Here is a 24,155-nt window from a genome sequence, read left to right as displayed (position 1 = left end):
TCTGTCTGGATAAAATACGCCGGTCAGTCAATTACAAGGATTAGACACTAATAATTAAATTTATACTTTATACTCGCCATACTTCAAGTTGCCTCTTTGTTGGCTGTGTTCGCTCATCCCAGTCACAGCGTTATCGATGTTCCTGGGGGTTCGCTCACTTGCCGCCGCGATTCAACCAGATTCGCTTCTGACGAATTTATCGCTCGCTTGCCGCCGCGATGCAACGCGAAGTATTTAGAGCATAGACCACGCGTAAAACATCAATATATTTATTGATAGGATAACATGAGAAAAATAAATAGTGTTTTTTGTACTATTGTCACTTTTATAGGTGGCATAGATCCAGTTTATGCCAATGATAAAGAGTTGGATATCGTCAATCGACCCAATTCTTCCCTTAAAGCGAGCTGCGGCACGACAAGCATATTGACTTTTATCGACGGCAACAAGGAAAAATACAAGGGAGCGCCGGCGCCCGGCGGAGATATTATCGCCGGCGGCGACGGAATTATCATCAAACCGCTGCAAGGCGTCGTTTCTTTATTACAGGTACGGGCCAAGGGCGGAACGGGGAAGATCGGCGGCCACGGCCTGGCTTCCTATAGCGAGGATCTTATCAACGTCACTATAGATAAAAGCCATTTCAAGGGTGGCGAAGCCCGGGCCGCCAACAAGATTGAACAGGGTTCTTCCGTCGGCGGCGCGGGGATTTTTTGCCGGGCGAATACCTGTGCGCCGGGGACGTGGCAGGATTACCAGTTGGCCTTCAATTCCGACAGCAAAAGAAACCCCATTATCATCGGCAGCGGTCCGCAACCGCTGGCGCTGGAAATAAACCAAAGTACCATCAGCGGCGGCGATCGTAAAAAACAGGCCCACGGTTTCGTTGACGAGTCCCAACAGTACGCCGGTCATGGTCTGGCCATCACGGGTTCCGCGATGGTCAATCTTTATGACGCGCATATTCACGGAGGAAGTCATGACCACAACGCGGCGGGTATATTTGTTGAAAATGGATTAATCAATCTCGTCAAAAGTACCGTTAACAGCCAGGATGGCGCCGGGATAAAACTGGTCAGCGGTCCTTCCCGTGTTCTCGTTTCCCAAAGCAGCACGGTAATCGGCGGCAAGTCCAATGGCATTGCTATCGAAGCCCAGGATCGCTGTTCCCTCTCCCTCAGGGGTAAATTGAAGGGTAATCTCTATGCGGTGAAATTCAATGGCGACGAAAACAATCTTTTTCTGGAGCCGGGTTATCGCCTTGAGGGGAGTATTGGGGCCGCCGGACGGAATAATGTGCTGATATTCGACGCCGATACCCATGGCGGCGGCTTTCACCTTGATAAGATCGCGACGGTGGAAGGTCGGCAGGGTTTTACCGATTTACATAAGATAGGTCCGGGAAACTGGGAGTTATCCGGTAGCAACAGCGCCGGCGTCAGTTTGAAAAAAGCCTGGATCGAACAAGGTGATCTCACCCTGGTCAATGGCGCGCGGCTCAACGTCGATCGTGTGCGCATTGACAAGGATGCCTTTTTCGGCGGCAATGGGTCCGTTAAAGGCAACGTGCATAATGCCGGCAATCTGTTTTTTGACCGAAGTTACTCCACCAAGCGCCAGTACCGGACCTTGACCATCGACGGTAATTATCATGGCGAACCGGGCAGCCTGATCATGTTCGATGCCAAGCTGGGCGATGATCGTACCCCCGCCGACAAATTAATCATTCGCGGTACGGCCACCGGCAGCAGCCAGGTCATGGTGACTAACCATGGCGGCAAAGGGGCGAAAACCGACAAAGGCATTACTCTCATTCAGGTGTTGTCGGATACATTGCTGCCCGCCGATACCTTCCGTCTTAATCAGCGCGTGGTCGCCGGCGCCTATGATTATTTTCTGACTCAGCAAGGCAATGATTGGTTGCTGACGACCACATTCCCGGAAACGTTGATGCCGGAAACCTTGAGGAAAAACCCTTCCAGGGTATCCGGTGCCCTCACGGAAAAGTGGGCCAATCCCAGCAAGTCCGATGCGCCTTTGCCGAGCGCGCCGCCCGCCGAGGCATTCGAGCCGAGTTTAAGAGCGGCCGACGCGCCTTTACCAAGCGCGCCGCCCGCCGAGGCGGTTATGCCGTATCCGGGGCCGGCCGATGCCCATTCGCCAAACGAATCGGTTACGCCCATGGCGGCTGTGGCCCGTAAGGACATTCCTCCGTCCAAACCGGCGCGAACCTACACCTATCTCGCCAGTGAACATGCCGCGTCTAAAACGCCAACTGAGGAAATGCGGAATTCGTCATTCGTTTTGTCCCCTAAATCCCCCGCGAAAGACAATCCGGCACAATCCGCTGAATCGATTTGTATTGAACAGCGTCGGGGAAATCACGCCGCTCGCCGATCTGATACCGGCATTCAAGCTGAAACGAGCCAATCTTTCGTCATGCCGGACGGACGGACCCTGTTGCCGGCGAGCGGGGCATCGGTATTCGTTGTCGCTGAAGACACGGCGATGTCAGAGGCCGATGCGCCGGTGACGGCGGAACACCGCGATGCCGCAGGAGAGGAACCGCCCCTGCCTATGCCGCGTAGCAGGCAGATGCTTGAGCCGGCGCAAGTGAATGGTCTTTTGTCGGAAGATCCTGTGGTCAATGAAACGGTTATACTGCAAGCTGAGCCTCTTGCCGAAGATACCCCATTGACGCCGGATTCGGATCCCGAGCCGGATCCGGGCCCGTCATATGTCCCGCCCGCCCCGGCGGCATCAGGCGGACGCAAGGCGCTACGGCCTGAAGTGGGCAGCTATGTGGCCAATTCGGCGGCGGCCAACAGCCTGTTTCTCACCAGCATGCATGATCGTATCGGCGAGCCGGTCTACCCATATGGTTCGCCGTACCCGGACGCCGCGGAGGGCTCTTCACTCTGGCTGCGTACCGCGGGTGGACGCAACGATGTCCGTCTGGCCGGTGGACAGATTTCTACTCGCGCCTACCGGCATCTGGTGCAATTGGGCGGCGAAATTTTATCGGCGGGCGGCAAAAACGGCGAAGGCTTTCATCTGGGACTGATGGCGGGACACGCGCAAGGCCACAACCGTAGCCAAGCGCAACTGAGCGATTATCGCGCCACCGGTAGCCTGGATGGTTATGCCCTTGGCCTCTATGCCACTTGGCGCGAACGGGATAGCGGGCGGCAAGGGATCTATCTTGACGGTGCGCTGAATTACAATTGGTTCGATAACCGGGTGAAAGGCGAAACGCTGGCAGAAGAGCGCTATCGTTCCCGGGGCTTTAACGGCACCCTGGAAGCCGGCTATCAGTGGCAGTGGCGGCAAAACGCCGATTTCAGCGTGCATTTACAGCCGCAAGTGCAACTGGCCTGGATGGGTGTACGCACGGCCCCCCAGGGCAAGGGTGCTGAGCGCATGACCTTGCATGGCGCCGGCAATCTGCAATCGCGCATCGGTGGACGGATCGCTCTTGAGTTCAACGGCGCGGGCGGTGAAACCGGTTTCGTCCGCTACAAACCCTTCGTCGAAGCGCACTGGATACATTCTACACGGCGTTTCGGCATGGAAATCGACGGCGACCGGTTCGTTCAGGACGGCGGCCGACATATGGCGGAACTGAAAATAGGTCACGAAGGCCAACTGAATCCTCACCTCTCCGTCTGGGGAAATGTGGGACAACGCATCGGCGGCGGCGACTATCGCGATACCGTCGGCACCCTGGGTTTGAAAGTGCGATTCTAATTTCGCCGGCCCCTCTCGGTCGCACAGCGCTTTGTGCGGCTGAGAGTCCTTGGATCGGCATCGTGATGAAAACCGCAGGCGGATCGATTGGGATCCGGGTTGCCGTTTCAACAGGTTGCGGATCTTTTATACGCTTTGCGATCGTTTTATCAACAATCCACACGTTATCCACAGACGTCATTGCGGCTGGCCCGGTCATGCCGCAAAGCGGCACTCGCCTTTGCGCCATTTTCATTGTATTTTGTATGGCGTTTCATCCATTTTCGTGCGCCATAATCGTCACCTGCCCGTGTTGACAATCAGCGGAATGATAACTCCGCGCATTCAATCGACACATCGCGCAATATAAATGCCCTGCCGTTAACCGGTTACGCCGTCCGAACCACCGCCTTGCGTGACTTGCGGTCTACCCGCGGACGGCCTTGCGCGGCAGGGAATACCAAAGTACTCATGCTTGGAGAATCCATATGGAATATCGTCAGCTCGGCCGTTCCGGCCTGAAAGTATCGGTATTGAGTCTCGGCACCATGACGTTCGGCGGCAAAGGCAAATTCGCCAAGGTTGGCGATACCGGCGTGGCGGAAGCCCGCCGCCAACTGGCTATTTGTCTCGACGCGGGGATCAACTTGTTCGACACCGCCGATGTTTACTCTCAGGGTGCGTCGGAGGAAATCCTCGGCGAAGTCCTGAAAGAAAAGCGCCATGCAGTGCTGATAGCCTCCAAGGCCCGTTTTCCCATGGGCACCGGCCCCAACGATTGCGGCTCATCCCGCCATCATTTGATTCGCGCCTGCGAAGCGAGCCTCAAAAGGCTGAAAACCGATTATATCGATCTTTACCAGTTGCATGAGTGGGATGGCTTAACGCCGCTGGAAGAAACGCTTTATGCGCTGGAACATCTGGTGGAAAGCGGCAAGGTGCGTTATGTCGGCGTGTCTAATTTTTCCGGTTGGCATTTGATGAAAACCCTGGGCGTGTCGGAACGGCTGAATCTGATCCGGCCGGTCAGTCAGCAGATACATTATTCATTGCAATCCCGTGAAGCCGAGTACGAGCTTTTGCCCATCACCCAGGATCAAGGATTGGGGGTATTGATCTGGAGTCCATTGGCTGGCGGCCTACTGTCGGGCAAATACCGCCGTGATCGCCAACCCGAAAGCGGCACCCGGCATCTGGAGGAATGGAACGAGCCGCCAATCTACAATCAGGAAGCGTTGTTCAAGATAATCGATGTCCTGGTGGATATCGCCGAAGCCAGAGGGGTTTCGGCGGCGCAGGTGGCGCTGGCCTGGCTTATAAGCCGACCGGCGGTCAGTTCGGTGATTATCGGCGCCCGTACCGAGGAACAATTAAAGGATAATCTGGCGGCCGCCAATTTGGTCCTCAATAGTGACGAGGTCCATCGGTTGTCCGCGGTCAGTCGCCTGCCGTTGATCTATCCTTATTGGCATCAGGCGCAAACGGCGGCCGATCGGTTATCTCCGGCCGATCTTTCCCTTATCGCCCCCTATTTGCGTAAAGTCTGAGCCGCCAAGCCACGGGAAAAATTGTAAAGTATGTTCACCGACTGCAAGATAAGAGGATATGTCAGATGATTATTTTCGTTACCGGTGCGACCGCCGGATTCGGCGAAACCATTACCCGCAAGTTTATTGGGGAGGGGCACCGCGTTATCGCCACCGGGCGTCGTCAGGAACGCCTTGATGCCTTGCAATCCGAACTGGGCGATGCGTTGTTTCCCCTGAAACTCGATGTGCGGGACCGGGAAAATGTGCAAAAAGCCGTGGAAACATTACCGGCCCCATGGCGCGAAGTGGATGTGCTGGTCAATAACGCCGGACTGGCTTTGGGACTGGAGCCGGCACACAAAGCCAGCCTTGATGATTGGGAAAACATGATCGATACCAACAATAAGGGGTTGGTTTATATGACCCGCGCCCTGTTGCCCGGTATGGTGGAACGACGCCGCGGACATATTGTGAATCTGGGCTCTACCGCTGGCCGCTGGCCTTATGCCGGCGGTAATGTCTACGGCGCCACCAAAGCATTTACCCGTCAGTTCAGTCTCAATTTGCGGGCCGATTTGGTCGGCACCAAAGTCCGTGTGACGGATATAGAGCCTGGTTTGGTCGGTGGAACCGAATTTTCCGCGGTCCGTTTCAAAGGCGACGACGATAAAGTGGCCAATACCTACAAAAACACCGATCCGCTGACGCCGGAAGATGTGGCCGAAGCGGTTTATTGGGTGACTACCCTGCCCTCGCGCGTCAATATCAATGTACTGGAAATGATGCCGGTCAATCAGTCTTTCGCCGGATTAAGCGTACATCGGGACTGACGACCCCGGTTTGCGGCAACCGTCTGATTGCGGGGCGGTTGCCTTTATCCCACCCAAATCAATAAGGCCGGCGTATTTTTTATAAGCATAACGCAATATTAATATGGCATTATCTGTAAATTTAAAGTAAAGGAATCGATTATGAAAAAAATTTCCGCGCAACATCTGCTCTTCGCCCTCCTGGCTTTTTCCGGTGCGGTCGGCGCCGCCACGCAGCATGTTATCATCGATTCCGGCGACAATGCCTTGTCCCGCGAACATGCCCGGGAAAACCAGGAACAATGGGACGCCACCCGCGCGTTGCGTGGCAAAGTCAATCAGCGGGTGGAAAAAGATTTTGACAAATACGACAATGCGGTCGATCTTCAGGAAAAATGCGCCAACAGTGATAATGTCAACGCCTACTGGGAACCCAACACCGCCCGTTGCCTCGATCGCCGCACCGGTCGGGTTATCCTGCGCTGATAGCCGGCGGTTTCCTCAAATTATCAGACGCTGCTATTCTTTGTAAGGGTACTTCATTCTCAGAAAAGGACAGTAAGATGAAGAAAATCTTTATGTTTGGCGCGGTGGGCGCCCTTACGCTGCTGCCAATGACGGTTCTGGCGTCCTGTGAAAGCGTCCAGGCGGATATTTCGCGCAAAATCGTGGAAAATGGTTTGCCGGCGTCAAGCTTCAGTCTGCGGATCGTCCCTGCCGATCAAGCCGAGCAGTCAGGAGGACAGGTGGTGGGACACTGCGATAACGACACGCAGAAAATCATTTACATGCGCACCGGTGGCAACGGTGAGGATAACACGCCCAGTCCATAGCCGCCGAGCGGGGGCGACCCCGCTTTTTTTTGGCGGTCATTCAGGCCGTCAGCCGCTGTTTTTTGTCCAGTAAACTGCCTAATTCGATATAACCTGCCAGATCACGTTGCTCGGCGCGAGGTAAATAAGGTAGCTCTCCTAATTGGGGCGCGGGTATCTTATTGCGCAGAATATCGATAATTTCAGCGTAATGGGCCAATCCAGGATTAATACGGTTAGTTACCCAGCCTATTAATGGCAAACCATCGCTAATAATGGCTTGGGCAGTTAATAAAGCATGGCTTATACAGCCAAGCTTGATACCTATTACCAAGATTACGGGTAGTTGTTCCTGTATAACCCAATCGGAATAAGGCCGATAATCAGTCATGATTGTTCGCCAGCCGCCGCTGCCTTCAACCACCACGACATCGGCCATTTCGCTTAAATGACTGAGACCGGAGGACATAAGACTGTAATTAATGTCGTCGCCGGTATACGCGCTGATTTCTTCTTCCTGAAAACAGATCGGATTGGTTTGGGCATAGGGCAAAGTCATAGTTGAAGATGCATTAAGAATTAATGCATCTTTGTTACGTAGCCCTTCAGGCGTCACCTGACTTCCGCGGGCAATAGGCTTATACCCTACCGCGCTGAGCTTTCGTGCCGCCAGGTTCTGCAACAGAGCGCGCGACACGATGGTTTTGCCGACAGCAGTATCCGTACCGGCAACAAATATACGCTTCAACATGACAACTCCAGCCTGTCGTTAATCCATTGGACATGTTAAAATGATCGGATAATGAAAATGTAAGCGATATTGTTCGGGAATGGCTTGCGTTAGCTCAATTTTTTATCGGTAAACGCCTTGATAGGGACTATTTCTTGTGAAATATGCCGTCTTGGTTGTTTTTTCAAAAATCGCCGTCGATGTTATCCCTGCAAAAGCTTTAACAGCAATGAGCCATCGTAAAGCGCGTCTTTGACCAGCGCGGCGCCCGGCATGGTGCCCTGATTTTGAAAACGCGTCGCCTGCACGACGATATCTTTACTGTAATCGGGCAAGGATTGCTGCCGGATATTGGCCCGGATTACCGGAAACAGGATGTCCGATGCCGAGTTAAGGGGCGAGCCCACCAGAATTTTTTCCGGATTAAACAGATTGACCATGATAGCCAGAATGCGGCCGACGCTGTTGCCGATGCCGACGATAATATCCCGCGCCAGCGTATCGCCGGCGATAGCCGTCTCGCATAGGGATTCAATGCTGACGCCGGTTTGATTGAGCGCCGAGTCCATATTCAGCGCCAGGCGCTGACGGGTCAACTCCAGAATGCTCTCAATACCGGCCACCGTTTCCAAACAGCCGCGATTGCCGCAGTAGCAGCGTTTGCCATAAGGCTCCACCTGGGTATGGCCGATTTCAACCAAACTCTGACTGCTGCCGTGCAAGAGCGTGCCGCCAGTGATGACCCCGGCGCCCACATTGTGATCAATAACGATCTGTATGACGTCGTTACATCCCCTCGCCGCTCCGTACAACGCCTCAGCCATTGTCCAAGCGCAGATGTCATGCTGCAAATACACCGGAACGCCGATGTGTTCGCTGAGCGCCGGTCCCAGAGAAAGATTATCCACGTTATACCAGGGCATGCGATGGACCATGCCGGCCTTGGCGTCGATAATGCCTGGCAGGGTCACGGCGATGGCCGTTAATCGCTCGAGCAGGCTTTGGTGGCGAATAAAAAAATTGTCGATACATTTAACAAGCCGCTGCAACAACGGCTCCGGCGCTTGCGCCGGTAATGCCTCGGTGTCTTCAACGACAAGCCTGCTGCTAAGCTCGCGCAACGCCAGGGTGATGATGCCGTGACCGATGCGCACCGAAAGAAAATGCCAGGCCTGGGTTTCCACCACCAGACCGATGGCCGGGCGGCCACGCATCCCGTTTTCCTGGTACTCGGTTTCAGTGACCAGATGGGCCTCCACCAGCTCTCGCACAATTTTGGTGATACTGGCGGGGGCGAGCCGGGCTTCCTTGGATAAGGCGATACGAGAAATCGGGCCGAACGAATCAATCAAACGATAGACAACACCCGCATTAAACTGTTTGATTTGATCGATATGCCCTGGCTGACCATGGCCAATCACTCACCCTGCTCCTGATATTTTCACGCTATGAAATAATTGACTTGGGGCTATGGTGTGACTTTTCAATATAGCCGTCAAATATTTGATTAGTTATGTGATTTAACGCACACAATGTGGCCCGCACCCAGGTTGGCAACCTTCGCCACGGGCATAAAACGCAACAAGCCGTCGGCGCCCGACGCATTGAACCGTTTTTCCGCGCGCTGTTACAGAGAGTAACATCATTGCTTTAACATTAAATTGATCAGCGTCTTTGCCGCGGCGGAAAGTCGGCGTTGCCGATGCGTCACCAACCAGACTTCGGTGCGGGCTTCCGTTTCTTCCAGCGCCAAATAGCAAATTCCGTCAACGCGGATACGGGCGAAGGATGCCGGTAAGATGGAAACCCCCAACCCGGCGGAAACCAGGCCGATAATGGTCATGGCCTCCCCCACTTCCTGGGTAATATAGGGCGTGATGCCAAAACGTTTGAGCAGCAGCAATATCTCGTCATAAAGGGCGGTACCGACTTTCCGGTCGAAGAAAACAAAGGGCTCCCTGGCCAGTTGCCGTACTGAAACAATGCCGGCGGAACTCCCGGCCAGGGGATGGTCCTCATGCACCACTGCCACCAGAGGCTCGCGAAACAGGAGCTGATAGTTGAGGACATCAGGTAAAGGTGTATTGCGCATCACGCCCATATCGAATTTACCATTGAGCAGCGGTTCAATTTGCTGCTTGGTATTGGTTTCGACCATTTGAATATGAATGTCGGGATACTGTTGCCGGAAGGCCAGCAGATTCGCGGAAATCCGTCTGATAAAGGGAGTGGAAGAGGTAAAACCAATGGTGATTTCACCCAATTCGCCGCGCTGGATCCGGGCGGCGCGGTCGGCCGCCTGATTGACCTGCTCGATGATTAACCAGGCCTGTTCAAGAAACTGCTTGCCCGCCGGCGTCAGGCGGACATTGCGGTTGTTTCGTTCCAGCAGTTGCGCGCCGACTTCCTGCTCAAGAAGACGGATTTGCTGGCTAAGGGGCGGCTGAGAAATGTGCAGCCGTTCCGCGGCGCGGCCGAAGTGCAGGGTTTCCGCCACAGCGATAAAATAACGTAAATGACGCAGTTCAATGTTCATCCGGCCCGCATGCAATAATCATACTTTCTACATATCAATTGAGATTATTAATATATTAGACAACCCATCTAACAATTTCTATGATCACGATTAAGCATCCATTTGAGGAAGTATCGTGAATATCCCTTTGCGTAACACGGCGCATATGCCTGTGACGCCCCAACCCGGCACACCGCAACATGTCCCTGTCAAACATCCCTTTATCGAACGTGGCACCCCGCGGTATCTCCGTTTGACGCTGGCGCTCTTTTCGGCCGGTCTGGCCACGTTTGCGTTGCTTTATTGCGTGCAGCCCATTTTGCCGGTTTTATCGGCCGATTTCGGGATTACGCCGGCGGAAAGCAGTCTCTCCCTATCGGTTTCAACCGGGTTGATGGCGCTGGGGCTATTGGTTACCGGTCCGTTGTCCGATGCCGTGGGGCGTAAATCCGTTATGGTCGTGGCATTATTGCTGGCGGCGGTGTTTACGCTTATCAGCGCCGTGATGACCCAGTGGCAGGAAATCCTTATCGCCCGGGCTTTGGTGGGCTTGTCGCTCTCTGGCGTCGCCGCCGTCGCCATGACCTATTTGAGTGAAGAAATCGATCCGTTGGCGGTTGCCTTTACCATGGGGTTGTATATCAGCGGCAATTCCATTGGCGGTATGAGCGGACGGCTGCTCAGCGGCGTGCTGACCGATTTTTTTTCCTGGCGTATCGCCATCGGTGCCATCGGCATGATGGCGTTATGCGCGGCATTGATGTTCTGGCGTATTCTGCCATCCTCACGGCATTTCCGCCCTTCTTCGCTAAAACCCCATACCTTGGCGATCAATTTCCGCCTGCACTTTCGCGATGCCGGCCTGCCGCTATTGTTCGCCGAAGGTTTTTTGCTTATGGGGGTATTTGTCACACTCTTCAATTATATCGGTTATCGCTTAATGGCCGCGCCCTGGTTTCTTAGCCAGGCCGTTGTGGGCCTTCTGTCCCTGGCTTACCTGACAGGCACAATCAGCTCGCCCAAGGCCGGCGCGCTAACCATGCGTTATGGTCGTGGCCCGGTATTGATGGCATCCATCGGTGTTATGCTGGCCGGGTTATTGATCACCTGGGTAAATGTGTTGGTTGTGATTTTTATCGGGATGATGTTGTTTACCGCCGGATTTTTCGCCGCCCATTCTATCGCCAGCGGCTGGATAGGCCGTCGAGCGCGGCGTGCCAAGGGACAAGCCTCCTCCCTCTACCTGTTCTGTTATTATGTCGGTTCGAGTACCGCCGGCACGCTGGGCGGCCTCTTTTGGCACAGTTTTGCCTGGACCGGCGTCGTGCTATTTTTGGCGGTTATGCTGATAGCGGCCCTGTTCATTGCGCAGCGGTTACGCAAACTTCCTGAACTGCGAGCGATTTGACCGGTTGTCCGGCGCCCTCGATAACGGTGAGAGCGCCGGACGCAAGGTGTAGCCCTGTTCCTCCCTGTTGAATGATGATATGCGTGTGGCCGAAGTGTTCGTGATTTTGAAAGGAATTATTTGTATGTTGTAACTAAGGCGAATGTTTTTTTTGTGTTTATTGATTTCCGAGACATATTAATCGTTAACGCCTTGGCGAAACAAGGGGGATTTCGTTAAACTACCAGAATGTTGTAACTAGAAAACCCAAACCATGCGTCACCTTGATGTCATAGCACGGCTCAACGACAGCTTTACCACCATGCAAGCTCGCCTTACCGAGTTGCGCGCCCTGCTTGAACAAACACCGTTGCTGATAGGCCGGGTATTCGAACTGCCCGAGACCGAAAAAGGCCGGGAACATGACGCGGTCACCACGATTCCTGTCCTTCAGCACCTCGGCGCCGATGCGCTGGCGCGGGGATTGAATCATTTCCAACGGCTGTTTATTTTCCATCAGAATCAGAATAGCAGCGCCAAAGCGGCGATTCGCCTGCCCGGCGCGCTGTGTTTCGACGTTGAGCCCGCCTCGCTCGAACGCATTAGCGCCGTGGTTAACGAAATAAACCGCGTGAAAGCGGAGTTCAATCGGATTATCACCGTGGAGGCCGCCCTTCCCCCCGCTCAACGCTTTGAATTTGTCCATAACCAATTGCGCGGGCTGAAAACACTGAGCGCCTATCGTGGATTACAGATTATCATCGACCCCTGGAGCGTGCGTTTCGGCTGGGCCAACAAGCACATCATCAAAAACCTGACCCGCGCGGATGTCCTGTCCATGCTGAAAAAAAGCCTGGAAGCCGGCCGGGCGGTACCGCCCTATGACAAGACGCAATGGCGGGAAAAGATTTTGCAGGAATGGGATGTCATCGGCAAATTGCCGCCGGATATCCCGTTGAAAATTAAACGGCCGGTAAAAGTGCAACCCATCGCCCGGGTATGGTACCAGGAACGGCAGCGGCAGATTCAGTATGCCTGCCCTTCACCGTTACTGGTGTTCAGTTTGCGGCGCGACGGCGCGCCGCTTCCCCAGGTGGGGGAATTGACCGATTATCGGCAGGAAAGCGTGCGGCATAAATACAAACCGTCCGCTTTACCGGCACATCTGATTATAGAACGATTGCATCTTTATGTTGCCGAATAAACCGGCGTGGGACGGGGGACATCACCAAGCGGCGGCCGGGCATTTTCACCCATGCCGCCCCGTCACGATTACGCTTTCAGACTGCCCACCATATCCTCCGGCCTGACCCATTGGTCGAATTGTTCTTCGGTCAAATAGCCGAGCTGCAATGCCGAGGCCTTCAACGTCAGGCCCTGTTTATGGGCCTTTTTGGCGATTTCCGCCGCTTTGTCATAGCCGATATGGGTATTAAGCGCCGTCACCAGCATCAGCGATTCATTGAGCAACTGATCGATACGTTCCCGGTTAGGTTCGATACCCACCGCGCAGTGCCGGTTAAAGCTGTCCATGCCATCCGCCAGCAGGCGCACGGATTGCAGGAAATTATGGATTATCATTGGCCGATAGACGTTCAGTTCAAAATTACCGGACGCGCCGCCGACATTGATGGCCGCATCATTGCCGATCACCTGGCAACAAAGCATGGTCATGGCCTCGCATTGGGTCGGATTCACTTTGCCCGGCATAATCGAGCTGCCCGGTTCGTTTTCGGGAATTCGGATTTCCCCGATGCCGCAACGGGGGCCGGAAGCCAACCAACGCACGTCATTGGCGATTTTCATCAACGACGCCGCCAGGCCTTTCAACGCGCCATGGCCTTGCACCAATGCATCGCAGGTCGCCAGGGCTTCAAATTTATTCGGCGCGGTGACGAAGGGCTGACCGGTTAATTGCGCCAACGCAGCCGCCACTCTGACCGCATATTCGGGATGCGTGTTCAGTCCGGTGCCGACCGCGGTGCCGCCCAAAGCCAGCTCGCACAAATGGGGAATACTCTGCTCGATGTGGGTTAAACCATGATCCAGCATGGATACCCAACCGGATATCTCCTGGCCCAGCGTCAAGGGCGTGGCGTCCTGCAAATGCGTGCGGCCGATTTTGACAATATTGTTGAAAGCCGCGGATTTCGCGGCCAGTTGCTCCCTTAAGGCCGTCAGATGGGGAATAAGGTGTATGCGCAAAGCGACCACCGCCGCCACATGCATGGCGGTGGGAAAAACGTCATTGGAACTTTGGCTTTTATTGACATCGTCGTTGGGATGCACCAGCCGTCCTTCACCGCCGCGCCGGCCGCCCAACAGCTCACTGGCCCGATTGGCCAGCACTTCATTCATATTCATGTTGCTTTGGGTGCCGGAACCGGTTTGCCAGATGGCCAGCGGGAATTCGTCCGGATGATTGCCCGCCAGCACCTCGTCCGCTGCGGCAATAATGGCATCGGCCCGTTCGTCGGGCAGCAGGCCCAAATCCTTGTTTACCTGGGCGGCGGCGCGCTTGGTTTGCGCCAGCGCGGCGATAAGGGCCGGCGGCATTTTTTCGCTGGAGATGCGGAAATGCTCGAGGGAGCGTTGGGTTTGCGCGCCCCATAGATGTTCGGCGGGGACTTCAATAGGGCCCATGGAATCTTTCTCGACGCGGGTAGCTGTCATTCATGCCTCCTGGTATTCTTCCTAATGATCAATATCCTGCCCGGAAACGGGTACCAGCCGGGACCAGGCATTGATAGTATAGTGCCGCAGAAAAGCTTACCATTATGCGATCCGTTAGCGATATTCATTTAGGACTCCGAAAGGCCAGCAAACAATGAAAAAAATGATTAATTCCGTTCAATACTATGCCTGGGGCAGCAAAGACGCCTTGACCCAAATGTACGGAATCGCCAATCCGGACAACCGGCCGATGGCCGAGCTCTGGATGGGGGCCCATCCCAAAAGCAGTTCACGGATAACGGACGAACGGAACCAGGAAATCAGCTTGCGCGAATATATCGCCGGTCAACCGGAGGCGATGCTTGGCGCGGCGGTGAGCCGCCGTTTCGGCGAATTGCCGTTTCTCTTCAAGGTGCTGTGCGCCAATGAACCCTTGTCCATTCAGGTCCATCCCAGCAAAGCCGCCGCCGAGGCGGGTTTTGCGAGGGAAAATCGCCAGGGTATCGCACTGGATGCCGCCAATCGCAACTACAAGGACCCCAACCACAAGCCGGAACTGGTCTTCGCCTTGACCCCGTTCCAGGCCATGAACGGCTTTCGCGAATTGTCCGCCATCGTATCCCTGCTGCAACCGGTCGCCGGCGCGCACCCCGCTATCGCCGCCTTTTTGCAACACCCGGACCCGGCGCATCTGGCGACATTGTTCGGTCTTCTGCTGAGCATGGACGGCGAGCAGAAATCCCTGGCGGTGGGTATCCTGAAAAACGCCCTCGACCATCAGCATGGCGAGCCTTGGGACACCATTCGCATGATAGCCGATGTCTACCCCGAGGACAGCGGCTTGTTTTCGCCGCTGCTGCTGAATGTCATCACCCTGGAGCCGGGTCAGGCCATGTTCCTTTACGCCAAAACGCCGCATGCCTACCTCAAAGGCGTCGCGCTGGAGGTGATGGCCAATTCCGACAATGTATTGCGCGCCGGTCTGACCCCAAAATATATTGACGTGCCGGAACTGCTGGCCAACGTAGAGTTTGTGGCCAAGCCGCAGGACGCATTGCTGACCCGGCCCGAACCCGCGGCGACCGGCTTGCGTTTTCCCATTCCGGTAGAGGATTTTGCCTTCTCGTTGCACCCGCTTTCCGCCACGCCGCACACCCTTTCACAGCATAGCGCCGCCATTTTGTTTTGCATTGAAGGACAGGCCGTGGTGGCGAAACAAGGGGAGCAATTGCAGCTAAAACCTGGCGAATCGGCGTTTATCAGCGCAGCCGATTCGCCGGTCGATGTCAGTGGTACCGGCCGGCTGGCCCGGGTTTTCAACGATCTTTAACCGCTTTTCCCGCTGCGGGCTGATCTGTTGCTACTATTAGTGATAGCGCGATGTAACTGGGGCAAACGAACGCGCCAACACAGTGGCAATGTGACCTGTGACGAGGACGACGATAAGCGCGCAGGGATAATCTGGAACAGGACATTATAAAAAAGGATGAATCGACAATGAAAAAAACAGTTATCGCAGCCGGCATTATCGTGATTCTGGGCGCGGCGTGGACCGGCGCGGCCTGGTATACCGGTAAACAGTTCGAGCAGCGGCTGCCGGCCCTTGTGTCCATGGCTAATGAGCGTATATCCTCCACTTTGCCGGAGGCCGGATTGCACCTGGCGGTGCGGGATTATCACCGCGGTCTGTTTTCCAGCCGATTGGACGTGGTGCTGCAATCAGACGGTTCGGTGGGAGAGAATAAACCCCTTACCCCCGGTGAAGAAGTGATTATCAAAGAAATTGTCGATCACGGCCCCTTCCCTTTCTCCCAGCTCAAGCGCGGTATTCTGCTGCCCAGCATGGCCTCGGTACAAAGCCGTCTTGCCGAGACGCCGCCGGTTAAGCCGTTGCTGAATGCCAGTCAGGGTAAATCGCCGATAATGGCGGTAACGCGGGTAGCCTACAACGGCGATACGGCTTCGGTTATTGACCTGGCCGCCCTGGATTACCGCGACGAGGACATGGAGATTCGAACGAACGGCGGTACCGTCAATCTTTCCATCGATCATGATATGAACAAGGTCATCATTGACGGCGGTATCGCCAGCCTGGTGGCCGCCGGCGTCAATCCGTCGCAACAGCGCGAACAGGTGACGCTGCGAGATATCAGTATCAACAGCAATACCCACAAGGGAAAACAAGGCTATAGCATTGGCGACAATACCCTCAAGGTGGGGTCGATTACCTATACCGTCGACGGCAAGGAGGCCATTAGCACCGGCGGCCTGTCGCAAGTGACCCACGCCGACGAGGACAAGGATAAGTTGAACGTCCAGGTCGCCTATGCCCTGGATACACTGAAAGTTCAGGGACGGGATTTCGGCTCCGGTCGTTTGACCGTCAAGTTCTCCAATCTGGATGGCGCCGCGGTTGCCCAGTTCAGCGAGCAATATCACGCCAGGGTTGAGCAAATCATGCGCCAGACCGGCGCCGTCGACCCCGACGCCCAGCAGGAGCAGATTACCCAGGCGCTGATCCAAACGCTGCCGGTAGCGCTGAAAGGCGATCCTTACCTGGCCATCTCGCCGCTCAGTTGGAAAAACGCCAAAGGCGAGAGCGCGTTTAACCTGACGCTGAATCTCAACGATCCCGCCCAGCTTCCCCAACAGTCCAATGCCACGCTAGAGCAGTTGGTGGCGCGGTTTGTCAACAAATTGGACGCCAAGCTGACCGTTGATATGGATATGGCCACCGAGCTGACCGCCCAGGTTGCCAAAATTCAAGGCTATAACGAGGACGATGCCCAGAAACTGGCCAAACAGCAGGTACAGGGACTGGCGGCCATGGGTCAGATGTTCAAACTGACCACGGTAAACGACAACACCCTCAGTAGCAGTTTCCTTTATGCCGACAATCAGGTCAATTTAAACGGCCAGAAGATGTCCCTGGCGGATTTCCTGGGATTGTTCGGTATGGAGCGCGCGCCCGATACCACGCCGCCGGCGGCGCCGCAGCCATAATGCGGCCATCTGTTTCGCATAAGGCTATTTCGCGGCCCCAAGGGACTTGCGCCGGGGACCGCGGGATCCAGAAGAGTGTTCCCTATGATAGATAAATCATTGCCTTTAACCGATATTCATCGCCATCTGGATGGTAATATTCGTCCGCAAACCATTCTCGAGCTGGGCAGACGGTATGGATTACCATTACCGGCGGATAACCTGCAAGACTTGCTTCCTCATGTCCAGGTTATGCGCAATGAACCGGATTTGGTCAGTTTTCTGCAAAAACTGGATTGGGGTGTCGCGGTGCTGGGATCGCTGGACGACTGTCGGCGCATCGCCTACGAAAATATAGCCGATGCCGCGGCCATCGGCCTGGATTATACCGAACTGCGCTTCTCGCCCTATTATATGGGCATGAAGCACCATTTGCCGTTGCCAGGCGTGGTCGAAGCGGTCATTGACGGTGTCCGGGCCGGCTGCGCCGACTATCCGGTAGTGGCGCGGCTGATAGGCATCCTGAGCCGGACGTTTGGCGAAGATACCTGCACACGGGAACTGGATGCCATACTGTCGGCGCGCGACGGCATCACCGCCTTGGATCTGGCAGGCGATGAACTGGGATTTCCCGGTAGCCTGTTTTTGAACCACTTCACCCGCGCCCGCGACGCCGGCCTGCATATCACCGTTCATGCCGGCGAGGCCGCGGGACCGGAAAGTATCTGGCAAGCCATTGACGAATTAGGCGCGGAACGCATCGGCCACGGGGTTAAAGCCATCGAAGACCCGCAACTGATGGATTTTCTGGCGCAACATGCCATTGCCATCGAAAGCTGCCTGACATCCAATGTTCAAACCAGCACCGTCCCCACGCTGCCGCAACACCCGTTGAAAACCTTCCTGGAACACGGCATCCTGGCGACGATGAATTCCGACGATCCTGCGGTGCAGGGCGTCGATCTGGATTATGAATACCGGGTGGCCGCGCCGGCCGCCGGCCTGACGCCGCAACTTATCCGCATCGTCCAGGAAAACGGCATTAAAGCAGCCTTCTTGGATGAAAACGAAAAGCGGACGCTGATGGCCGCGGCGAAAAGCCGCGCCTGAGGAAAGCCGTTCTTGATGGCGGCTCGCCCTGGGCCGCCGGTCAAGGTTTGCGCGCTGGAATAACCGCCACCCCGGCAGCAAACGCGTCCCTACCGTTTTCCCGTAGCGGATGCGGCGGGCAGATCCTTGCGCCCCCGAGCCTGTTTGCGGGCATATCGCCCCGCCAGCGTCGCGCAAATCATCAATTGCACCTGATGGAAAATCATCAGCGGTAGCACCATCGTCCCCACCGTTGCCGCGGGAAACAGCACATTGGCCATGGGAATGCCGTTGGCCAGGCTTTTCTTTGAGCCGCAAAAGACGATGGTGATTTCATCGGCGGTATCAAAGCCCAGCCAGCGCGCCGCCCAGGTGTTGATAACCAACACGATGGCCAGCAGAATTAGGGAATACACCAGGATCGATATCAACGACAGATAGGTAATCCGATGCCAGATGCCCCCCACCACGGCCTCGCTGAAAGCGGTATAAACCACCAGAAGTATTGATGACCGGTCAGTAATATTGATCAACTTTTTATGACGGTTCACCCATCCGCCTATCAGCGGACGGGATAAATGGCCCGCCACAAAGGGCACCATTAACTGCATCACGATCGATTCGATGGCGTGCAATGTATTGCCGGCGCCGCCGCCTTCCTGGGTCTGCATCAGCAACCCCACCAGAATCGGCGACAGGAAAACCCCCAGGATACTGGATGCCGAGGCGCTGCAAATGGCCGCCGCGACGTTGCCGCCGGCCACCGAGGTGAATGCGATGGCCGACTGCACCGTCGCCGGCAACGCACAAAGGTAAAGAAACCCGAGATAAACCGGAACGGACAGCAACGACGGCACAAAAACCTTCATGGCGACGCCCAGCAGCGGAAACAGCGCGAATGTGCTGATGAACACCACCACATGGAGCCGCCAATGGCTCATCCCCCCCACAATGGCCTCGCGGGAAAGCTTTGCGCCGTGCATAAAAAACAAAAGCGCAATGGCGGCGGTGGTCAGGTATTCAAAAAAAGTCTTAAACAGACCGCGGCAAGGAAAAAGAGAAGCGAGAATAACGACGGAAATCAGGACCAGCAAAAACTTATCAATACGCAATCGTTGGAACCAAGACATGAAACGACCCTTACACACAACTGGACCGGGGCGATCACTCCATCGCCCCTGAAAACATCACCATGACATTAACCGTTCTTCACCGCTAATGTTTTTTTCTGTTCCGCCGAGGATATGCCCAGTTCAATCAGCTCCATAACACGAATGGCGGCGGCAGGGGATACCGGATTGGCCCCCTCGCCCAGTATGGCGTCGCGTAATGCGGTATAATAGGCGGGATAGTTGCCTGGTTGTGTCCGGACGGACTGTTCGGTCATTTTCCCGCCTTCGGCCAGGGTCAGTGTGCCGTCTCGTGCGTCCCGACCCCAATCGGGCGATGAGGGGCGCAGGCCGTTTTTCAGTTGTTCCTCCTGGGGATCCAGACCAAACTTAACAAAACTTCCCTTGGTGCCATGCAGCGTGAACCGCGGGGTCTCGGCGGCGGCCGACATGGAGCCGTGCAGCACAACGCGGCGCTGCGGGTAAATCAGTATGGCATGGAAATAATCGTCGGTTTGCGCGCCGGGGCGTAGCCGCGCCAGATCGACATCAATGGCCACCGGCGTGCCGAACAGCATCAACGCCTGGTCGAGAAGATGCGGTCCCAAATCATACCAGACGCCGCTGCCGGCGCCGGGCTGTTCACGCCAGCGCGCCCTGACCTCGAGGCGGAACCGGTCGTAATGGGACTCGAAATACATCACGTCGCCCAGCACGCCATCCTGGACCAGTTGACGAACGGTGAGAAAATCGCTGTCCCAGCGACGGTTGTGAAAGACCGACAGCACTAATTTGCTGTTATCAGCCAACGCTTGCAATTCATAAGCCTGTGACAACGTCACTGTAAACGGTTTATCCACCACCACATGCTTGCCGGCCTGCAACGCGTGTTTGGCCAAAGAGAAATGCGTTGCGTTGGGCGTCGGAATGACCACGATGTCCACAGCCGGATCGGCGATGACCGCCGCCGGTTGCGATGAGACCGCCACCGTCGGCAAATCGGCGAGCACCTTGCGGGCATCACTGGAAGAAACGGCGGCCAGGGTGAGTCCTTCGGTGTGGGTAATCAAGGGAGCATGGAATGTTTTGGCGGCGAAGCCATAGCCAATCAGTCCGATTCCAAGGGTTTTAGCCATCGTAACCTCATTTTTGTCCGTATCGATGGGCCGCCCATTGATCGGCGGGCGGCAAAACACACATTATCGAACCAACCATATCAACAATGATCATCCGCCGATAGCGTTTTCGCTTTGCAGTTGCCAATTATTGGCGGCCTGGATACTGCGGCCGGGGTAATGCAACTCGCTGCTGCGGCGGCGAAAATCGCTGGGGCTGACGCCCACCCGTTTGCGAAATACCCGGGAAAAATACAACTGATCGTCATACCCCACCATCCGACCGATGGCCGCAATGGATTCCTGCGTGGTTTGCAATAGCAGTTTAGCCCGGATAACCCGCTGATCTTCGCGCCAGCGCAAAATATTGATACCCACCTGCTCACGGAATAAATGGGCCAGCCGGGAGGGCGACAGGCAAACATGGCGCGCCACCTCGTCAATGCGCAACTCGCCGGAAAGATTGCCGGTAATGTATTGACAGGCTTCGATTATGCGGGGATCGAGAATTTTACTGGGGCTTTGCGGGTCTTCTTCCATCGCGCGCAATAAAAGGCGTTCAAGCAAATTCATGCCGAGTTCTTCGGCGAAACGTCGGCCGGAGCGCTGCGTTTGCTCAATATTGGCCAACAGTCGATCGAATTCGTTCAGCAGACTATCGTTGCCCAGCGAAAGACGACCGATGAGATTGACCCGGCTGTGCCATTCCAGCCAATCGGCCCAATAGGCGCGGGGACGGAAGTATACCCAGCGATGATACCAGCACTCGCTATCGGGGGAACGGCCGTAATAATGGACCGATTTTGGGGGAAACAGCACCAGATCGCCGGGATTGCAGACAAACGATCGATCGCCCTCGAAAACCTTGCCCTGGCCTTTGATCGTCAGATTCAGGATATAGCCTTTCATGCCTTCCGGCCTGTCGATGAAAAAATCCAGCGGGCCACCGGCAATGATAGGCGTCAGTCCGGCCACCAGATAGGCATTAAACATGTACCCGGGCAATAAGGGGTTCGATTGGGTCTCTTGCGGTATTCTATGGTACATATCGCCTCCGGACGGATGAATGACGGCAATTCTCCTGGACTGCGATGTCCGCGGCGGTCGCCCCAGGGGCGTAAGCGCCGCGGCATCGTCCTTAAGCGTTTATACCGTGCGTTTGGCCTTTTGTTTGTAGCGGTCGAAGATCACCGCCGCCAGCAGGATCAGACCACGTACCACATACTGCGAGAAAGGCGAAATATTAAGCAGGTTCATGGCGTTTTCCACGGTACCGAGGATAAGCACCCCCGCCACCACATAGGACATTTTGCCGATACCGCCCTTAAGGGATACCCCGCCCAAAACGCAAGCTGAGATGACGGTCATTTCAAAACCGATGGAGGTCATCGGCTGGCCGCTGGTCATACGCGAGGCAAGAATAATCCCCGCCAAGGCCGACACCAGGCCTGACAAGGTGAAAATGAGTATTTTCACCCGTACCACCGGCACGCCGGCCAGGCGGGCGGCTTCTTCGTTGCCGCCGATGGCCAGGGTGTTGCGGCCAAAAGTGGTACGTTTGAGCAAAAAGCCGAAAACCGCCATACATAGCGCCATAATCCAGATGGGCGCCGGTATGCCGAACCAGTTGACATTGCCCAAAATAAAGAACCGTTCGTCGACAATGCCCACGGCCCGGCCATCCGAGAAGATGTACGCCAGACCGCGAACAATCTGCATTGTGGCAAGCGTGGTGATCAGCGCGTTGATTTTCATCCAGGCCACGACGAAGCCGTTAATGAAACCCACGGCTATGCCTAAGAGCAAACCGGCGGCCACGCCGATGAACAAACTGTTGGTCAGATTGATCACCACGGCGGTCGTGACGCCGGCACAGGCTATTACCGATGCAATGGACAAGTCGAAATCGCCGGAAGCCAGACAGAACAGCATGCCGCAGGAGACGATTCCCGACATGGAAATCGCCAGGCCCAGGCCTTTCATGTTAATGAAGGTGGCGAAATTCGGTACAAACAGAGAACTGGCGATAAATAACAAGGCAAATACCACCAGCATGCCGAAATTGTCCCAGATTCTCGACAAATTGATGGCTTTCTTGCTTTGGGCGGTAGAAGCGGTAACCGTTGACATAATAAACTCCTTCACAATCAAGCCATCGCTTGCGCGGGCCGGGTCTCGGTGGTGATAGGCATAGCCAGGCTCAGGGCTTTTTGCTCGCTGGCCTCATCATGGGAGAGCTCGCCGGACAGCGCGCCTTCACGCATAACGACTATCCGGTCGGCCAGCCCCAGCACCTCCGGCAAATCGCTGGATGCGAACAGCACGGCTATGCCTCGTTTGGCCAATTCGTAAATCACGTGATAAATTTCATGCTTGGCGCCGACATCGATCCCCCGGGTCGGTTCGTCCAGCATAATCACTTTCATTTCTTCCGACAGCCAGCGGCCGAGAATGGCCTTTTGCTGGTTGCCGCCGGACAGATTCATGATCACCTGTTCGGCGCTTGGGGTTTTAATATTCAGCGCGCGGATATGCTCCAGCGCGTTCTGCCGCTCCCATTGGTCATTGATAAGAAAACCGGCTATCAACGCGTTGCGTCTGGCGCTGATATTGATATTGTCGCGCACTGAATGCACCGGGATAAGGCCATCGGCCTTGCGATCCTCCGGACACAGCGTCAGCCCGGCGCTAATCGCATCGATAGGCGAATGGATATCAATGGGACTGCCATCAAGCAACACCCGGCCGGAAGTAATCCGCGTACCGCCGAACAACCCTTTCATCAATTCGCTGCGACCGGCCCCGACCAGGCCGAATAAGCCGACGATTTCACCGGCCCGCACCGAAAGGGTAACCGGCGTTTTGACGCCCGGCGCCAGGACATTTTCAAGTTGCAGCCGGATCTCGCCATGGGGCCGCGGCGAGTAATCGTAAATATCGCCCAACTCGCGCCCCACCATGGCTTGCACCAGCGTTTCATGATTAACGGCGGACATATCGTCGAACGTGCGGACATATTTGCCGTCTTTGAAAACAGTAATCGCATCGGCCAGCGTAAATATCTCTTCCATGCGATGGGAAACATAAAGAATGACCCGCCCTTCCGACCGCAATTCGCGAATGACGCGGAAAAGATTATCGATCTCCCGCGCCGACAATGAGCTGGTCGGTTCATCGAATGCGATGATCTTGGCATTGCGGGTCAGCGCCTTGGCGATTTCCACCATCTGCCACTGCGCAATGGACAAATATTTCAACGGCGTATCCGGCGGAATATCCAGGCCGAGATGCTCCAGTTGCTGCTGTGCTTCAAAGTGCAAGATGCTGCGATTAACAACTCCGTGTTTTTGGGGAAGTTGCCCTAAATAAATATTTTCCGCCACCGTCATTTCCGGCACCAGATGCAATTCCTGATAAATAATCGCCACCCCGGCGTCAAGCGCCGCGGTCGTATTGGCGAATTGAACCGGTTGTCCTTTAACCAGGATTTCACCTTGGGTCGGCAGATAATTGCCGCTGAGAATTTTCAGCAATGTGGATTTGCCAGCGCCATTTTCTCCCATCAATGCATGGATCTGGCCTGGGTAGCAATCGAAACTGATATTATCCAGCGCCTTAACGCCGGGGAAAGTCTTGCCGATACCGTGAAATGACAAATAAGGCGTCAGGGTTGTCATGA

At 55.3% G+C, this 24,155-nt stretch carries 19 protein-coding genes; 10 read left to right on the top strand and 9 right to left on the bottom strand.

Annotated features, from left to right (window positions below):
* Window positions 1-366: 366 nt before the first annotated feature.
* The 5 genes from FCN80_RS13535 to FCN80_RS13515 all read left to right on the top strand — a co-directional run bounded on the left by FCN80_RS13535 (window position 367) and on the right by FCN80_RS13515 (window position 6,897).
* Window positions 367-3,747, top strand: coding sequence for an autotransporter outer membrane beta-barrel domain-containing protein (locus tag FCN80_RS13535; RefSeq protein WP_170975389.1), 3,381 nt, complete (start codon window positions 367-369; stop codon window positions 3,745-3,747).
* A gap of 467 nt (window positions 3,748-4,214) precedes the next feature.
* On the top strand, window positions 4,215-5,273 hold the full coding sequence (locus FCN80_RS13530; protein WP_136990687.1) for an aldo/keto reductase: 1,059 nt from the start codon (window positions 4,215-4,217) through the stop codon (window positions 5,271-5,273).
* Window positions 5,274-5,338: 65 nt separating this feature from the next.
* The gene (gene ydfG, locus FCN80_RS13525; RefSeq protein WP_136990686.1) at window positions 5,339-6,085 is read left to right on the top strand and encodes a bifunctional NADP-dependent 3-hydroxy acid dehydrogenase/3-hydroxypropionate dehydrogenase YdfG; all 747 of its coding nucleotides are present in this window, start codon (window positions 5,339-5,341) and stop codon (window positions 6,083-6,085) included.
* A gap of 141 nt (window positions 6,086-6,226) precedes the next feature.
* Window positions 6,227-6,550 carry a DUF1283 family protein gene (locus FCN80_RS13520; protein WP_136990685.1) on the top strand — a complete coding sequence of 108 codons (324 nt, stop codon included), beginning with the start codon at window positions 6,227-6,229 and terminating at the stop codon, window positions 6,548-6,550.
* Between the two features lie 77 nt (window positions 6,551-6,627).
* Complete coding sequence (locus FCN80_RS13515) at window positions 6,628-6,897, top strand: DUF1161 domain-containing protein (protein ID WP_136990684.1); 270 nt, start codon at window positions 6,628-6,630, stop codon at window positions 6,895-6,897.
* A gap of 40 nt (window positions 6,898-6,937) precedes the next feature.
* On the opposite strand, the gene bioD is transcribed toward FCN80_RS13515, so the two are convergent.
* The 3 genes from bioD to FCN80_RS13500 all read right to left on the bottom strand — a co-directional run bounded on the left by bioD (window position 6,938) and on the right by FCN80_RS13500 (window position 10,142).
* Window positions 6,938-7,627 (bottom strand): dethiobiotin synthase, encoded by a 690-nt coding sequence (gene bioD / locus FCN80_RS13510; RefSeq protein WP_136990683.1) that lies wholly within the window; start codon window positions 7,625-7,627, stop codon window positions 6,938-6,940.
* Between the two features lie 182 nt (window positions 7,628-7,809).
* Window positions 7,810-9,027: a sugar metabolism global transcriptional regulator Mlc gene (gene mlc / locus FCN80_RS13505; protein ID WP_136990682.1), complete on the bottom strand. Its 1,218-nt coding sequence runs from the start codon at window positions 9,025-9,027 to the stop codon at window positions 7,810-7,812.
* A 221-nt stretch (window positions 9,028-9,248) separates the two neighbouring features.
* Window positions 9,249-10,142, bottom strand: a complete 894-nt coding sequence (locus FCN80_RS13500) for a LysR family transcriptional regulator (protein ID WP_136990681.1) — start codon at window positions 10,140-10,142, stop codon at window positions 9,249-9,251.
* A gap of 115 nt (window positions 10,143-10,257) precedes the next feature.
* Between FCN80_RS13500 and FCN80_RS13495 the strand changes: the two genes are divergently transcribed.
* Together FCN80_RS13495 and tus are read left to right on the top strand one after the other, a co-directional pair.
* Window positions 10,258-11,529: an MFS transporter gene (locus tag FCN80_RS13495; RefSeq protein WP_230492661.1), complete on the top strand. Its 1,272-nt coding sequence runs from the start codon at window positions 10,258-10,260 to the stop codon at window positions 11,527-11,529.
* A 253-nt stretch (window positions 11,530-11,782) separates the two neighbouring features.
* The gene (gene tus, locus FCN80_RS13490) at window positions 11,783-12,712 is read left to right on the top strand and encodes a DNA replication terminus site-binding protein (protein ID WP_136990680.1); all 930 of its coding nucleotides are present in this window, start codon (window positions 11,783-11,785) and stop codon (window positions 12,710-12,712) included.
* A 68-nt stretch (window positions 12,713-12,780) separates the two neighbouring features.
* Here the strand turns inward: tus and fumC are convergent, their stop codons facing one another.
* Window positions 12,781-14,181, bottom strand: coding sequence for a class II fumarate hydratase (gene fumC, locus FCN80_RS13485; protein WP_136990679.1), 1,401 nt, complete (start codon window positions 14,179-14,181; stop codon window positions 12,781-12,783).
* Between the two features lie 154 nt (window positions 14,182-14,335).
* Here fumC and manA point away from each other — a divergent pair, with 154 nt between their 5' ends.
* The 3 genes from manA (at window position 14,336) to add (ending at window position 18,273) form a co-directional block, all read left to right on the top strand.
* Window positions 14,336-15,511 (top strand): mannose-6-phosphate isomerase, encoded by a 1,176-nt coding sequence (gene manA / locus FCN80_RS13480; protein ID WP_136990678.1) that lies wholly within the window; start codon window positions 14,336-14,338, stop codon window positions 15,509-15,511.
* A gap of 167 nt (window positions 15,512-15,678) precedes the next feature.
* Window positions 15,679-17,184, top strand: coding sequence for a YdgA family protein (locus FCN80_RS13475; RefSeq protein ID WP_136990677.1), 1,506 nt, complete (start codon window positions 15,679-15,681; stop codon window positions 17,182-17,184).
* Window positions 17,185-17,268: 84 nt separating this feature from the next.
* Window positions 17,269-18,273: an adenosine deaminase gene (add, locus tag FCN80_RS13470; protein ID WP_136990676.1), complete on the top strand. Its 1,005-nt coding sequence runs from the start codon at window positions 17,269-17,271 to the stop codon at window positions 18,271-18,273.
* Between the two features lie 89 nt (window positions 18,274-18,362).
* On the opposite strand, the gene FCN80_RS13465 is transcribed toward add, so the two are convergent.
* From FCN80_RS13465 to araG, 5 genes are all read right to left on the bottom strand, one after another.
* On the bottom strand, window positions 18,363-19,382 hold the full coding sequence (locus FCN80_RS13465) for a bile acid:sodium symporter family protein (RefSeq protein ID WP_136990675.1): 1,020 nt from the start codon (window positions 19,380-19,382) through the stop codon (window positions 18,363-18,365).
* A gap of 68 nt (window positions 19,383-19,450) precedes the next feature.
* Entirely contained in the window at window positions 19,451-20,497 is a 1,047-nt protein-coding gene (locus FCN80_RS13460) for an oxidoreductase (protein WP_136990674.1), read from the bottom strand.
* Between the two features lie 90 nt (window positions 20,498-20,587).
* Window positions 20,588-21,523, bottom strand: coding sequence for an arabinose operon transcriptional regulator AraC (gene araC, locus FCN80_RS13455; RefSeq protein WP_136990673.1), 936 nt, complete (start codon window positions 21,521-21,523; stop codon window positions 20,588-20,590).
* A gap of 99 nt (window positions 21,524-21,622) precedes the next feature.
* Window positions 21,623-22,606, bottom strand: a complete 984-nt coding sequence (gene araH, locus FCN80_RS13450; RefSeq protein WP_136990672.1) for an L-arabinose ABC transporter permease AraH — start codon at window positions 22,604-22,606, stop codon at window positions 21,623-21,625.
* 17 nt (window positions 22,607-22,623) lie between these two features.
* Window positions 22,624-24,153, bottom strand: coding sequence for an L-arabinose ABC transporter ATP-binding protein AraG (gene araG, locus FCN80_RS13445; protein ID WP_136990671.1), 1,530 nt, complete (start codon window positions 24,151-24,153; stop codon window positions 22,624-22,626).
* Window positions 24,154-24,155 lie beyond the last annotated feature (2 nt).

The organism is Martelella alba, assembly GCF_005217455.1.
GTDB lineage: Bacteria > Pseudomonadota > Gammaproteobacteria > Enterobacterales > Enterobacteriaceae > Acerihabitans.
The sequence above is the reverse complement of the archived record's forward strand: the minus strand, read 5'-3'. Positions and strand labels throughout refer to the sequence as shown.